The following is a 15,103-nucleotide window of genomic DNA, read 5'->3' on the forward strand; positions in this document are numbered from 1 at the left end:
CAAACGCCTACAGACGCAAGATGTCGTTGAAGATAAGGAAAATCATAAAGCCCAGCAGGAGCAGCATACCCACCTGTTGTGCGATCAGGCGCACACGCGTTGAGGGCGGGCGCCGCGTAATGCCTTCGTAGAGCAAAAAGACCAGCTGTCCACCGTCAAGGGCTGGGATCGGCAGGATGTTCATGATCGCCAGCGTAATCGACAGAATAGCTACAATACGCCAGAAGTTGACAGCGCCCGCCGAGGCCGCCTGGCTCGTGACCTGTGCAATGCGCACGGGCCCGCCCAGATTGTCGCGCACACTGTCGCGCCCCACTACGATACGCTTCAGGCTTACTACAATATTTTCGGCGTATGACCATGTTTCGGCAGTTCCTGCCACGAGCGCCTCACCTGGCGAAAAGGTGCGTGTGCGCTGCCCAAACTCTGCCGCAAGCATTTCGGTTGGAGGTGCCGCAACGCCAATCAGGTAGCGTCCATCATCGCCCTGCTCGGGCGTGATAGTGGCCTCATACAGCGCTCCCTGGGCTGTGCGTGCCATCGGCTCAGGGTCGCCCTCGCACTGGAGCGAATCGGCGCGCAGCCATCGAATGGGGGTAGGCGCCCCCCCGGTTTCCTGAAGCCGTTCGGCCATCTCTTGCCAAAACCGAATCGAATCGCCCGCCACATGCACCACGCGGTCTCCGGTGCGCAAACCCGCCTCAGCGGCCGGACGCCCCTCGGGCGCGGCCCCCACCAGCGGCGGTGTAAACGAAATGCCCAGCGGCGAACCCACCGTCTGGCTGGCGCGGCTCATCTGCGTCATGATGTCGCGCGGGCCTACGAGCGTCTCCGTCTCCCCATTGCGCGCAACGGTCACCGTCAGCGTATCCGCCAGTAGCGCACCGGGGTTGAGCTGGTCGAACGTCTCGAACGCGTTACCATTCACTGCGGCAATCTCGTCGCCCGTGCGCAGCCCCATGTTGTAGGCCACCGAGCTCTCTTCCACATAGATCGATTCGATGTTCTCCGCCGGGATGTACGACTCGCCGGTGCTCCACTTAATTCCGGCAAAAATGAGCGCCGCCAAGAAGACGTTAAAGATCACGCCTGCCGTAATCACAATGATACGCTGCCACACCGGCTTCGACCGGAACTCATGCGGCTCGGGCTCGGCCTCAATATGCTCGGTGTCGAGGTTTTCGTCGATCATGCCGCTAATCTTCACATATCCTCCCAGCGGCGTGGCGCCTACTACATACTCGGTTTCGCCCATGCGCCTCCCAAACACCGTGGGCGGAAACCCAATCGAAAAGCGCTCCACGCGCATCCCGAAGTACTTCGCCGTTAAGAAGTGCCCAAGCTCGTGAATGAAGACCAGAATCGTGAGGGCCAGCAGCACCCAGGCCGTTGACGTTACAATGCTCAGCAGCAGCTCCATGCGTGCGCCGCAATGGGATCAATGAGGGAAAAGCAAAACACACCGCCTCGTTAAAACGGCATGCGTTCAATCAGCGCACCCGGGGGGTAGTTCCTCTGCCCGCACCTGTCTTCGGAAACGCCTGATGCACGCACAGGTAGCATATCGCCCACGCTGCCGTTCTGTGCTCTCTGCTCCGTGCCACCATGCGCCACCGCCCAACTGCCCCTGCTTCATCAGCGCCGAGTCTGCCCCAGACCTGTTTTGGGGGGATGCGAAGGAGCAATGCGTTGGCCCTCACCAGTTCCGCGCCCCGCACGTTTTGGCGCACGTCCGTAGCACTGGCCGCCATCGTCATGCTTATGCTCGGCCCCGCCCTTCTGGATGCAGCCGCACAGCGTCCGCCCCGTCCCCCCTCGCCCGAGCGCATGCCCGACGCCTCTGACGCAACCGGACCCACCTCGGCCTCCGACTCACTTCAACAAGCTCAGCAGTACATCCAGCAAGGCACCTACGAGCGCGGCATCGCTCTGCTCGAACAGCTTGTCAACGATTACCCCGAGCGCCTCACGTTCCAGTACGAACTGATCGACGCCTACGAGGCCACTAAGGCATACGACGAAGCCCTCGCCCTACTGAATGCCAACCTCGACAGTCCTTCGGTGAGCGACCTCGTCACCAAAGGCCGCCTCCAGCACCTGGCTGGACGCGAAGACGCGGCGCGCCAGACGTGGGATGACGCCATTGCGCTGTATCCCGAACGCGCCAGCACCTACCGCAGCCTCTACCACACCCTGACCACGCTGCGGCAGTTCAACACCGCCATCGATGTGGTGCAACAAGGCCGCGAGGCACTTGGCGAGCCCGACGCCTTCCAGACCGAACTGGCCCACCTGTACAGCCTCGACGGCCAGTACGCGGCCTCTATGCGCGAGTACGTGGCCCTGCTCGAAACCGATGAGCGACGCCTGCGCTTCGTGCAAAGCCGCCTGCAGCCCTTCCTCGACCAGTCGGGCGGACTGGGCGATGCGGCGACGGTCCTCGAAGAGGCGGTGGAGGCGAACCCTGACCACACCGCCTACCTCGACCTGCTCGCGTGGCTTTACGCCGAACAGAGCGACTACGACGCTGCGCTCGATGCCTACACGCGCCTCGACACCCTCCGCAACGATGAGGGCCAGACCGTGCTCGACCTGGCCCGCCAGGCTGCCGAAGCCAACGCCCCCGAGGCCGCCCGCAACGCCTTACACGCCGTACGTACCCAGTTCACCGATACTCAAGCCGCCCAGCTGGCCGACAAGATTGCAGGCGACATGGCCTACCGGCGCTGGAAGCAAGCCAAGCCCTTCACAACGGATGCTACCGAGGCGGCCAACCAGGCATGGTCCACCTACCGCGGGGCCATCGAGAGCGCCTCGTCCGCTGCCGACGGTCCGCCCGAAGCCTACGCCTCTCTCTGGATGCGACTCGCCGAACTGGCCCTGGAGGTTCGGGACGACCCCGAGGCCGCTCGCCAGGCCCATGCCGCCCTCGCGCAGTTTAGTGGCCACGCAGCCCAACGCACGCTTCTGGCCGGACGCATTGCACTTCACACGAACGACCTGTCTGGCGCGCGCGCTCACCTCGACTCCCTGGCCCAGGCCAGTGCACAGACGCCCGCGCAGCACATGCTGGCGCTCCTTGACCTGCACGACGGTGCCACGGACCAGGCCCAGGAACGCCTCGACGCGCTGCTCAGCGACTTCAGCCACGACGCCGCCAACGACGCCGTAACCCTTCACGCAGCGATTCGTCATTTTCAGTGCTCCGATTCCACCAGCACGCCCCTGACGCACTATGCACGTGGCTTGCTGCGCGAGCGCCAGCACCGCTGGGCCGCTGCCGATAGCGCCTACGCGACCCTCATCAATGAAATGCCGCGCACCCCGCTGGCTACGCGTGCCCGGTACCAGCGCGCCCACCTGGCCGCGCACCTGCAAGGTCCCGCAGAGGCCGCCACCGCACTCCAGCGCTTCGCCACACAGTTCCCGCGCCACCCATGGGCAGACCGCGCCCTCTTTACGTCCGCAGAGCTGCTGGATTATGCACAACGCGAGACTGCAGCGGCCCGCGAGGTGTATATGCAGTTGCTTGAGGAGCACCCACGCTCTGTATTTGCCAGTCAGGCACGCACCCGTGTGCGTGCGCTTCCGGCATCGTAGCATCTCTTTATTTTCTTGCGCCTACGTCCCGAATCCCCCATGATTACCCGCGTTGCTCTTGTTGTTGTGTTCGCCCTGAGCGGTGTGCTGGCGCCCGTCGCCCATGCGCAGGACGTGCTCATCCCAATGGATGAGCGCCAAACCAATCACCTGAAGGCCTATGGCGCTGCCTTCTGGGCGCTCACCGAAAACCAGGAGGCCGACTGGCTCCTCAACTATCGCGGCGGTGCGTTCCTGCTTACGGCTACCCCCGAGCTTGAAGAGGAGCTACGCCTTCGCAACGTGGCCTATGAACGCCTTTCGGCCTCCGCCTCCGCCTCCCTCGTTGACCAGGTCGAATCCGACGGCAACAACCAGGCGGCCGTGCGCCTGGAAACCGCCCCCGAGATTGCGGTGTACGCCCCCGACCAGACCGTGCCATGGGACGATGCCGTGCTGCTGGCCCTTACCTATGCCGAGGTGCCCTACGACATGATCTACGACCGCGAAGTGCTCGACGGCGCGCTCGACGACTATGACTGGCTGCATTTGCATCACGAAGATTTTACTGGGCAGCTTGGCAAGTTCTTGCGATATCGCAACACGTCGTGGTATATGGAAAAGCAGCAGCAGGCCGAGGAGCTGGCTCGTGAGTACGGCTTTCGCAAAATCAGCGGGCTGAAGCTCGAAGTGGCGCAAACCATCCGCCGCTACGTGCAAGACGGCGGTTTCCTGTTCTCGATGTGCCTGGGCACCGAAACGCTCGACCTGGCCCTGGCGGCGCACGATACCGATATTGTGCCGCAAGAGTACGACAACGACCCCGTTGATCCAAACGCACGCGAGCAGCTCGATTACGCGCCTACGTTCGCCTTTCGCGACTTCCAGCCCGACCTGAATCCGCAAAGCACCGACCATTCCACGATCGATGCCGGGCCGCCCCCTGCCTCCATGCGCGATCCCTCACTCGATTACTTTACGCTGTTCGACTTCAGCGCGCAGTGGGATCCGGTGCCAACCATGCTCACGCAAAACCACGTAGCTACCGTTAAGGGCTTCGTGGGCCAAACCACCGCCTTCAATGCCGACGTTATCAAAGAGGGTGTGGTGCGCCTCGCCGAAATGCCCGCCCGCAACGAAGTCAAGTACGTGCATGGCACCGTTGGAAGCGGCACATTCACGTTCTTTGCTGGACACGACCCCGAAGACTACCAACACTTCGTGGGCGACCCACCCACTGACCTCGATCTGCACCCGAACTCGCCCGGCTACCGGCTTATTCTGAATAATATTCTGTTTCCAGCCGCCAAGCCCGAGCGGCAGCAAACCTGACTCCAGACCGGCCCTCGATATTCTTCGGCACAGCGCAGCAGTCCCCTGGCAACCCGTTAGCACGTCTTCCGTTTTTGACATGCGGATGTGCTCTTTCTCCCAATGCCGCGCTCTCGGCCAATCGCGGCCTTTTTCCTCTCGGTAGCTTTAGAGCCTCGCTGTGCCGTTTCCTACATCCTTACACGTACTTTTCCTACACGCCGCCTCTGTTCTTGGCGTGTGGTCTGCCGATGCCGACTTCGGCCTTCCTCTGGGCACGTTGCTCTATGGTGGGTTCTTTAGCCTGGCCGGGTTTTTGTGCCTGTTTGGGGCCTGGCATGCCCGCTACCTGCCCCATCGCGATGCCCGCTACGGCCTGATTGCGCTCTTGCTTACCAGTGCCCTGTGGGCCGGTGCCCAACTGATTTTTCTGCTGGCCCGAACAGAGCTTGTTGCCTATACCGCGTATACCGCGGGACTCGTGGTCGGCTTCTCTACAGTGTGGGCATGGCTCTACTTTTGCTCTTCCTACGGCGGATACACGCTGCACCGTCACCCAGTGGGGATTGGCCTCGGGGCTTTTGTCTTTAGTGTAGTTACGCTGCTCAAGATTACCAACCATCAGCACGGACTCTACTTTTCGGTCGAGTCCATCCCAACACCTCTGGCTCCATTTACAATTAGCCGCCACACGGTCTACTGGATCACGACAAGCGTTTCGTATACCCTTGTCCTGGGCGGCTTTCTGCTGCTGGCCGCTCGCTGGGCACAGGTACACGGCCGCACGCGCGCTCTGGCCGGGCTGTTTGGACTCACACTGCTTCCTGTCATTGGCAATGCCGTCGGATTTGCGGTTCCGGCGCTGGCTGGCCTGTATCACGAACCTCTGGGCGTAGCCGCCTTTGCACTTGGCGTGTTGTTCTTCGCCCGCAACGCTTTTGTCACCGTGCAAGAGGTTGGACGCCGCGACGAGCCTACCCTGGTGCTGGGGCCCAACGCTGCGCTACGCGCATACAACACCTCTTCCACCGCGCTTTTTCCCAATCTTGGACCCGAGGCGCTTGGTCGTCCTCTTACCCAAATCGCCCCGGATGTGGCAGAGGCACGGGCCGCACTGCGTCCCATTATCGACATGCAGAAAAACGGCTCGCTACAGTACTATCGCATTACCGAAAGCCGCCTGCACACCGGCACCGACCTGGTGCATCTGTTGACCTTGAGCAACATCACGGAGCGCGAACGCACGTTTCGTGCCCATGAGCAGCTGCTGCACACAATTACTGAAAGCGTGTCTGACGGCCTCTTCCAGATCTCGTTTGAGGACGGACTCGTTTACGCAAACCGGGCGCTGGCTTCCATGCTCGATTACCCATCTGTAGAGGCGTTGCACAGCCTCCCCGCTACCCAACTGTTTGCATCCGACGGAGCCCACCGCCTGCACGAGGCCTTACATAACGATGGCACCTTCACGGGCGAACTGACCTGCCAACGCTGCAACGGCACGTGCTTTACCGGACGCGTAAGCGCTACACTCGTTCGAAATGAGCAAGGGGCTCCGGCCTACATCAATGGCGTCCTTGTTGATCTTACCATTCAAAAGGACCGCGAGGCCGAGCTGCATGCAGCAATGGAGAAGGCCGAAGCTACCGCGCGCCTGAAAGAGTACATGCTGGCCAATATGAGCCACGAAATACGCACGCCGCTCACTGCCATCCTTGGGTTTTCCGATATGATCCGGTCTGAGACCAAAGGCACAAACGCGGAGTTTGCTGCGCGCATCTACCAGAGCGGAAAGCGCCTGGAGCGCACGCTGGAGTCGGTGCTCACGCTCTCTGCCCTGCAGAGCGGGGCCCACGCCCTACGTCCTACTTCGGTCCACTTGCCCACTTTCCTTGACGAACTGCTTGGCTCGTTCAGGGCCCAAGCAGAACGAAATCAGATTACCCTCCAGACCGCCTCACCCCCTTCGAATTCAGATCACCGCGCCTGTATCGACCCCGATGGGGGCCGCCTAATCATGCGTCATCTCATTGACAATGCAATCAAGTTTACGCCTGCGGGCGGCCATGTCACCGCACAAGCGTACCGCTCAGGCGAACAGGTGCACTTCGTTGTTAAGGACGATGGCATCGGCATCCCCCCCGCTTCGCAAAATCTGATCTTTGAGTCGTTCCGGCAAGCCTCCGAGGGCCAAAACCGCTCGCACGAGGGCGCTGGGCTCGGGCTCGCTATCGTAGACGCGTGCACCGCGCTGATGGGCGGCTCCGTAACCCTAAAAAGCACGGTCGGCGAAGGTAGTCGGTTTGCCGTGCAGCTTCCCCTTGCCGATGGCTCGTCTGCGTCCTCCAAATCTACTCCTGGAGCTGCTGTATCTGAAGACAAATAGTTCTACCGCACCACAACCAGCCGCTGCGTCATCTGGAACTCTGCCCCTTCCACCCGCACAAAGTACGTCCCCGACGCCAGTTCGCCAACCGGAAGGGCAATGCGCTGCGCCTCTAACGCCGGGACCTCCGCATCCAGCGGCTGGCCCACAGCGCGCCCCAGCGTGTCGTACAGGCGGATGCGGAGCGTCTGGGCCTCCCGTACCGTGATCTGCAGCCTTGCAGCTTCGGTAGCCGGATTCGGCATGGGGCCTTCCACCTGCCGGGCATCGTCAATAAGCGTAGCATTGCGCGTGGTGCGCGCCACCGGCGAGGCATTGCCTGCGTTGTCTGCCGCCTCCAGCCCAAAGTACAGGGGCGTGCCCTTCGGCACATCGGTTAGGGTGATGCGCTCGGCTGTACCTGCGGTGTCGGGCTGTGGCGATGGATTCACTGGCGTGGCACGTGCAAAGTCGCTCGGACTCTCAATAGGCTGTTCCGCGTAGCGGAGGTCATAGGTGGCTGCGGTGCCGCGCATGTCGTCGTCGCCGGGGGCCGTCCATGCCAGCGTGACGGCCTCAGGACGCAGTTCGGCAATACGCAGATTGTCAATGGTAGCAGGTGCTACACGATCGGGCAGCTCGACGGGAGCGTCGAGCGCAGTCAAGGTCGAGCGCCCGGCTGCGTTCTCGGTTTGAATGGCGACGTAGTAGGGCGTCTCAGGCCACAGGTTGTCGATGCGAAGGGTGTGCTCAGTGCCTGGCTCAACCGGCACAGGGGCCAAAAGCGAGCGCGCTGTGGCAAAGTCGTCGGCATCATCGATCGGCTCGGTATCCACACGCACCCGATACCGCTGCACGGGCGCGCTGCTGCTGTAGGTCGGCGCTGTCCACGCTACTCGGGCGCTACGCGATTCGGTATCTGCCACCGTGAGCGCATTCACAGCAGGCGGCGGGTTGATGTGCGCGCCCTGCCTGACCCGGTCGGTCGTTGGTGCGCCCGTGCCCGCCGGGTCGAGCCAGTCACGCAGGCGCTCGCTGGGGGCCGGGCCGTCCCACGCCCGTGCCAATCGCCCATACCAGTCCGGTTCGTTCACACCGCATGCTGCAAGTCCGCCCGAAAGCACACCCGTAATCCGCTGGTCTGGGTTGAGCAAGGGCGCGCCCGAGGAGCCCGGCTCGGTGGTGCCTGCGTCCCACGCTTCGATACGGAGGTGCGTGGCGTCGCCCTCGGCATCGGTGGCGTACCCGGTGATGGTTGCCGGGTCATTGTCGAATGAGATGCGCTTGGCGAATCCGCCTGGATGATGAATCGTAGTGGAGGCTTCAGGTGCGGTGTCGGCGCGGGTCCAGCCGCTAAAGTGCAGATCGAACGCGGGCGAGAGGGGCTCCTCGACCTCCAACAGCGTAATGTCGGGGCCGCCCGTAATAGCGCCTGTGCCGATGCTGGCGCGCACGGTGGCGCCGGTCGAGGTCTGGCTGAACGGATCGGCTGATGAAGTGCTACCGCTCTCGGTACTTCCGGGCGGACGACAGTCGGGGTGCTCGTAGTTCCAGTAGAACACGGCGGTTTCGGCCTGCGCCTGTGCATCCACACAGTGCTGCGCCGTAAGCACGTAGGTGGCCACCGGCCCCTCAGTCGTGTTGATGAGCGCCCCGCTGCATGAGAATTGCACGTCATTGCGTACGTAGGTCAGGCGCGCTACGGACGAGGCTGCAGCCCCCCAGTCATCGGCCTGCGCGCAGGCGGTGTCGATGTTGCAGGCCCCAGCCGCCTGCGGACGCACCGCGTCGAACGCGCGTTCGGGCGGGTTCCACCCGTGGCCCACGTGCACCAGGCGTCCGCGCAAGGGGGCAGCGTTTGCGGGCACAACAACCGTAATCTGAACGGTTTCGTTTGCAATAACAGGTGTAAAGAGCGCGCCGTTGGCGGTTTCGGCGGGATACGGACCGCGCTCTTGCGTACCATCGGGGTGCGACACCACAAGGCGCGCGCCGGCAGGCAGATCAAGGTCGCGAAAGCCCAGGTTCAGCGTCTCGGCGCCCGGACTCGTCACATACCCGCGCCCAATGCGCGAGGCGGTGCCCTGCGATTCCCATGCCAGCAGATCGGCGAGGGGTTCGTTGACTTCGCGGGCCGTGGCAAAGGCATGCGGGCCGCCCGGCGCATCGGCCCGCAGTGCGGCTCGGCTGTCGTCGTTGAGTGGGGCCAGCCGGAGATGCGGCTCCCTGTCGGCCTCCTGAGCGAAGCTCTGTGGCGCCAGCACCGCGCCGTGTATCAGCCAGCCAACAAGCACGTAAAGGAGCACACTACGCATCCGCCTAAAAAGGGTTAGTCGGTAGATTCGGTCGGATCGAAGGCCTGCACGCGGGCATCCATGCCTTCGACGGTGTCTGTGAGGTCAGACTTGTACGCGCGGACGGCGTCCTGAAGGTCCGCGTTGTGCGTGCCCAGGATTTGCAGGGCGAGCAGAGCGGCGTTCTTGGCGCCGTTGATGGCGAGGGTGCCCACGGGTACGCCGCCAGGCATCTGCACCACCGAGAGCAGCGAGTCGATGCCGTTGAGCGTGCTGGTTTTTACGGGCACGCCCAGCACAGGAAGCGGCGTGCTGGCGGCAATCATGCCGGGCAGATGCGCGGCGCCGCCAGCGCCTGCAATGATGACTTTGACGCCCCGGTCGGCGGCGGTTTCGGCATAGTCTTTCATGACGCCCGGCGTGCGGTGCGCCGAGAGGACGCGCATCTCGTAGGGCACGTCGAACTCGTGGAGGATGGCGGCGGCATTGCGCATGACGGGCAGGTCAGATTCGCTGCCCATGGCAATGCCAACGCGTGGCGTATCTTCGGAGTCGGGCATGCTTGATTAGGTTGTTGGATAAAGCGTGATTGGCGATGCAGGGCCCTGCATCGTTACAGAATGATCTGTTCGGCCGCCTCTTCCGCACGAGTGCGGGTCTCGGTAGCCGTATCGCCCAGGGCGGTGACGTGGCCCATTTTGCGGTGCGGGCGCACATCCGGTTTGCCATAGATGTGCACATGCGCCCCCGGCACCTGTAGCGCCTGCTTCCAGCCGTCGGCGCGCGGCGGCGTGCCTTCGCGCTGGCCCAGTACGTTGACCATAACGGCGTACGGGGCCACCAGATCGGTAGCGCCCAGCGGCAGATCGAGTACCGCCCGCACATGGTTCTCGAACTGGCTCGTCACGCATCCTTCGATGGTGTAGTGCCCGGTGTTGTGCGGGCGCGGCGCGATTTCGTTGACGAGAATTGCGCCATCACGGGTTTCGAACAGCTCCACCGCCAGCAAGCCCACGCCCTCGACCGCGTCTATGGCGTCGCGGGCGATGGCCTGCGCCTCTTCAGCCAGATCGTCGGCCATGGGTGCGGGGGCTACCACAGCGTGGCAGCGATGGTCGCGCTGCTCCGTGTGCACTACCGGGTACGCCACCGAGGTGCCGTTGGGGCGGCGCGCAATCTGCACCGCCAGCTCGCGCACAAAATCGATGCACTGCTCTGCCAGCACGCCGTCGTCGGCAGCCAGGTCGTTCCACGCCTCGTCGACCTCGTCGGGGCGTTCCACCAGGCGGTTGCCGTAGCCATCGTACGAGCCTTCGTACTGCTTCAGCATAAGCGGCCAGCCGAGCGCCTCCCCCGCAGCGCGCACCTCATCTGGCGTGGCACAGCACCGATACGACGGAAGCGGCAGGTCGTGTGCAGCCAACCGGTCGTTCTGCACGCCCTTGTGCCGAATCCAGCCCAGCGTTTGCGGGCTGGGCCACAGCGCCGTGTCCTCTGGGCACACCGGCGCCAGCACATCAGCGGGCGCCCACTCGCTTTCCACCGTAACCGCTGTGCATCCCGTCGCAAAGTCGCGCAGGATGTCGGGGTCGGTCCAGTCAGCGGTAGTGGCGTGGGCATACGCCTGCATGGGCCCAGCGTCTTTGGGCGCGAGCAGCCGCACCCCCATGCCCAGGCGCACCGCCTCGGCGGCCATCATCTTACCGAGTTGGCCACCGCCTAAAATGCCGAGAGTGGGGAACGAAGTCACAACGAAATCAGGGCTATGTGAGAGAATCAAAGCAGTCAAGGCGTCAGAAGACGCTGTGCAAGTTCCTCGGAGTCCGCCACATGCACCTCGCGGCGGCCCGTTTCGGAGGGCGGTCCGACAAGGCCCGCCGCCTCCAGCTGCTGCACAATGTGCTCGGCGCGGTCGGCATCCACAACCAGCACCCGTTGCACAAGCAGCGCCGCCCCGTTTTGATGCTGAACCACAACATGAGCAGCATGCTCAAACAGCGGGTCGGGGTCAGAGGGATACGAAAGCGACGGCGCTTCGGGCGATGGGGCCGATACAGACTCCGCGGCTTCCTGCTCGGGTGTAGCGTCGACCTCCCGCGCGTCATCTCCATCGAACGAATCGGCATCAGTGCGCGCGGTGGACGGTTCGTCATCCTCAGGCGGCGCGTCGTGCCTGGGTGATCGCCGGGCGCCTTCCATGCGCTCTTGCACCGCACGAATGCGGGCCCGCACCTCATCAAACCGGATCACATCAGCATCTTCATCCGGCTCCTTATCGTCCAGGGTCTCTTCTTCAGACTCGGGCGGAGGCACAACCCGCTGCATCTCAGACGGCATAGCGGTGTCGACAGAGTTGGTGTCGGCAGCGCCTGCTTCCGGATCTGGGGCTGATGTCGATTGCTCTACACGAGCGGCCTCGGCGTCCGCGGTGCCCGCGTCAGTGGGATTCGTATCGTCAGTCGTATCGGTGTCCGCTTCCGTGCTGGGCGCTACCGGCTCGTCCTCTGCCTCCTCGTCACCGTTTTTGTCATCATTGCGCACCAGCCGCAGCCCGGTTACCTGGGGGGCGGTGGGATCTTGAATGGTGGGCCGCTCGGCATCCGCATCAGAGGACGGCGAATCTGCGTCAGGGGGAGAAGCAGGCGAGGTGGAAGAAGCGTCGGGGAGGGGCGCATTCGGGTCGACGTTGGTATCTTGCATGCGAGCGCGCATCCAACGCAGCGCCCACTGCACGTAAGGGTGCGCATTCGTGCGGGCGGTCTGCGCGCTGCGCACGGCACGCTGCATGGCGCCCTGCATCGTGCCCTCTGCAAGGAAGAGCCCGGCTGCCACCGCGCCTATCGTGAGCAGCAGAAACGTGCCAATTATGCCAACTACTTGCACAAACGCATAGGCAACCGAGGCGCCAACCGCACCCGCCCAGCGGGTCATAGGAAGGCCGAATGCCAGCCCTACCCATCCCAAGAAGACCGCAACCAGGAACGTCCCAACAAGCGCGTTTCGCACATGGGGAACCAGCGGCCTCAGAGATCGCTGGCGAACCACATACCACCCAGCAATTCCGACCAGGGTGCACGGCACCACAGCCAGATAGCCCAGAAAGTTGGGCACGCAGGCCCAAGCCAGTGCGGCCCCCACAAGGCCAAGCCAGTTGTTCACACCTACACTGTGGGTCATCTGTCCCGCGTCGAAAAACGCCAATACGGCCTCGTTGTCGGAGGGCGTGTAGGAAAGCACGGCCAGAGCAGCAAGTACCGACAGCCCTATGCACAGAACGCCCAACAATTTCTTTTTTCGACGAGTGGATGCCATGGCAGTGGAGCGATCAGCCAACGCGCTATGCAAGGCGCCATACGGGAAGGCAGTGAGTCCGGTGTGCGGTAGCATTCCCACAAAAGCAGGCGCCACACGGCGTCATCATGGCGCGGTTGTGGGCGTGCTTACCGGCTCGGAGGACACCTCGTGCATAACGAGGCGGTTATCTGTATAGTAGGGAAGAACAGGAATATGGTCAATCTGATAGCAGTAGTCGACGTCATCGGCGTAGCCGTTTTCCGTAAGGCGACGCGCGTGGTTAGTATTGCGCAGCGTGACGTCGAGGTGGTCTCGGTTGTACAGGAAGAGCGAGTAGGCCGTGTGGGCGGCATCGGAAACGTGGTCGGGTTCGGTGCCATCCCAGAGCCGGTACAGCAGCGCCCCGGCGCAGATGGTGTCTTCGAGCGAGACGCGGTTTTCGTGTCCGGCACAGATGATTGTAACGTCGCGGTCTTGCTCGTTCAGAAAGCGTGCAGTGCGGCTCACATTCAGGAACGACCCCGCTACCAGGTGACGAGCGGTTTTGGCGCGTTCGAGGGCCTTGGTGCCATTGGTCGTGTTGAGAATGACATCGCGCCCTTCGACCTCGTCTTCGGTGTACTCAAGCGGCGAGTTGCCAAGATGGTACCCTTCAATCTTTTCGGCATTGCGCTCGCCGCCCAGCCGAAATACGTCGGGGTCAAGATTCGCCGCAATCTTACTGGCTTGGGCCATGTCGAGCACAGGCATTACCGCACGGGCCCCATTATGCAGCGCTGTGTTGATGGTCGAGCAGGCCCGAAGCACATCGATGACTACGACCGCACGGCCGCGCACATCGTCTTCGGTAACAGTAGTATGAGTTAGGAAGACCTCTACGTTCATGAACCGTGTGGGGCATCGTGTGATGAGGAGGAGTCTGGATGCGGCAGGCCCATCCATGGGCCCGCAGTTGTTCGCATCCGGTCATGGTTCTGTTCAGGATGTGCCATGTGCGTCTTGAGACGCCCATGCTGTTGCATCTCGCAAGGTCTGTCACAGCTCGCAGGAGCTACGAGGTATGCAGCGGCGGTTTGGCCACCTCTACCGCTACGGGACGGCGCCCTTGCACAGTCAGCGCAGTACCCGGCGCCGTGTATTTTTCATCGTTGGGCACATACCCCAGCCCAATGCCGGTGCTCAGCGTGGGCGACTGCGTACCACTGGTTACCGAACCCAGCGTGGTGCCATTGGGCATGGCAAGGGCATCGCCATGACGCGGGATGCCGCGCTCTTGCGCCACAAAAGCGACCAGTTTGCGCTTCGGCCCCGCTTCGTTGATAGCTTGCAGCGCCTCACGACCGACGAAATCGCCCGCATCCAGCTTGACGATCCAACCGAGCCCCGCTTCATACGGATTGGTATCTTTGGAGATGTCGTTGCCATGCAGGCAGAAGCCCGCCTCCATACGCAGCGTATCGCGTGCCCCCAGTCCGGCAGGCTTTAGTCCGTGGTCGGCACCCGCGTTGAGAAGCGTGGCCCACACATGCTCGGCATCGTCGGGCGCAATGTACAGCTCCAGCCCCGGCTCGCCGGTATATCCGGTGCGCGATATGATGGCATGCTCGCACTCCATAAACGCGCCGCTTTCAGCTTCGATGAAGTGATAGAACTTGAGATCATCGAGCGCCTCACCCACAAATGGACGGGCAATGTCGAAGGCAGCGGGGCCTTGCAGCGCCAGCAGCGCGTAGTCGTCGGAGCGGTTCGCCAGCGTAGCGCCCATCGGGTTGTGATCTTGCATCCATGCCCAGTCTTCGGCCCGGTTGCCCGCGTTAATCACAAGCAGAAAGGAGTCGGCAGCGCGGCGGTAGACGAGCAAGTCGTCGATGATGCCGCCTTCGGGCGTACACATAGCTGTGTAGAGCGCTTTTCCGTCGTAGAGGGCCGACACGTCGTTGGTTACAAGCTGCTGCACGAACGCTTCCGCGTGGGGGCCGGTTACCTCCACCTCGCCCATGTGGCTCACGTCAAAGAGCCCTGCTTCGTTGCGCACCGCCTGGTGTTCATCAATAATGCCGCTGTACTGCACCGGCATGTCGAATCCCCCAAACGGCATCATGCGGGCCCCCAGGCGTTCATGCACATCGTAGAGGGGCGTGGTTGCAAGCGTGTTGGGCATGGCGTAGGACACAGGTGAACGGTTGAACGAGTGAACAGTCGGAAGTATAGGGCCTGCCGATAGCGGATGCAACGCGCCGCGCTGATTTCATCCGTATTT

10 protein-coding genes are annotated in these 15,103 nt (G+C 62.8%); 3 read left to right on the top strand and 7 right to left on the bottom strand.

Annotated features, from left to right (window positions below; genetic code table 11):
- Positions 1–7 precede the first annotated feature (7 nt).
- The gene (gene rseP / locus CRI93_RS08800; RefSeq protein ID WP_098062253.1) at positions 8–1,420 is read right to left on the bottom strand and encodes an RIP metalloprotease RseP; all 1,413 of its coding nucleotides are present in this window, start codon (positions 1,418–1,420) and stop codon (positions 8–10) included.
- A gap of 269 nt (positions 1,421–1,689) precedes the next feature.
- Here rseP and CRI93_RS08805 point away from each other — a divergent pair, with 269 nt between their 5' ends.
- From CRI93_RS08805 to CRI93_RS08815, 3 genes are all read left to right on the top strand, one after another.
- Positions 1,690–3,600 (top strand): tetratricopeptide repeat protein, encoded by a 1,911-nt coding sequence (locus tag CRI93_RS08805; protein WP_176521800.1) that lies wholly within the window; start codon positions 1,690–1,692, stop codon positions 3,598–3,600.
- Positions 3,601–3,639: 39 nt separating this feature from the next.
- On the top strand, positions 3,640–4,911 hold the full coding sequence (locus tag CRI93_RS08810; protein ID WP_098062255.1) for an asparagine synthetase B: 1,272 nt from the start codon (positions 3,640–3,642) through the stop codon (positions 4,909–4,911).
- A gap of 217 nt (positions 4,912–5,128) precedes the next feature.
- Positions 5,129–7,276 carry a sensor histidine kinase gene (locus CRI93_RS08815; protein ID WP_176521801.1) on the top strand — a complete coding sequence of 716 codons (2,148 nt, stop codon included), beginning with the start codon at positions 5,129–5,131 and terminating at the stop codon, positions 7,274–7,276.
- Between the two features lie 2 nt (positions 7,277–7,278).
- Here CRI93_RS08815 and CRI93_RS08820 read toward each other — a convergent pair whose 3' ends face one another.
- The 6 genes from CRI93_RS08820 to gcvT all read right to left on the bottom strand — a co-directional run bounded on the left by CRI93_RS08820 (position 7,279) and on the right by gcvT (position 15,004).
- Positions 7,279–9,570 carry a fibronectin type III domain-containing protein gene (locus CRI93_RS08820; protein WP_098062257.1) on the bottom strand — a complete coding sequence of 764 codons (2,292 nt, stop codon included), beginning with the start codon at positions 9,568–9,570 and terminating at the stop codon, positions 7,279–7,281.
- A 14-nt stretch (positions 9,571–9,584) separates the two neighbouring features.
- The gene (gene purE / locus CRI93_RS08825) at positions 9,585–10,109 is read right to left on the bottom strand and encodes a 5-(carboxyamino)imidazole ribonucleotide mutase (protein ID WP_098062258.1); all 525 of its coding nucleotides are present in this window, start codon (positions 10,107–10,109) and stop codon (positions 9,585–9,587) included.
- A gap of 53 nt (positions 10,110–10,162) precedes the next feature.
- Positions 10,163–11,299 carry a 5-(carboxyamino)imidazole ribonucleotide synthase gene (gene purK, locus CRI93_RS08830; protein WP_245850428.1) on the bottom strand — a complete coding sequence of 379 codons (1,137 nt, stop codon included), beginning with the start codon at positions 11,297–11,299 and terminating at the stop codon, positions 10,163–10,165.
- A gap of 35 nt (positions 11,300–11,334) precedes the next feature.
- The gene (locus CRI93_RS08835) at positions 11,335–12,936 is read right to left on the bottom strand and encodes a DNA translocase FtsK 4TM domain-containing protein (RefSeq protein WP_098062259.1); all 1,602 of its coding nucleotides are present in this window, start codon (positions 12,934–12,936) and stop codon (positions 11,335–11,337) included.
- A 30-nt stretch (positions 12,937–12,966) separates the two neighbouring features.
- On the bottom strand, positions 12,967–13,728 hold the full coding sequence (locus CRI93_RS08840; RefSeq protein ID WP_098062260.1) for a 2-phosphosulfolactate phosphatase: 762 nt from the start codon (positions 13,726–13,728) through the stop codon (positions 12,967–12,969).
- A 166-nt stretch (positions 13,729–13,894) separates the two neighbouring features.
- Positions 13,895–15,004, bottom strand: coding sequence for a glycine cleavage system aminomethyltransferase GcvT (gene gcvT / locus CRI93_RS08845; protein WP_176521803.1), 1,110 nt, complete (start codon positions 15,002–15,004; stop codon positions 13,895–13,897).
- Between the last annotated feature and the right edge of the window lie 99 nt (positions 15,005–15,103).

Origin of the sequence: Longimonas halophila (assembly GCF_002554705.1) — a bacterium.
GTDB lineage: Bacteria > Bacteroidota > Rhodothermia > Rhodothermales > Salinibacteraceae > Longimonas > Longimonas halophila.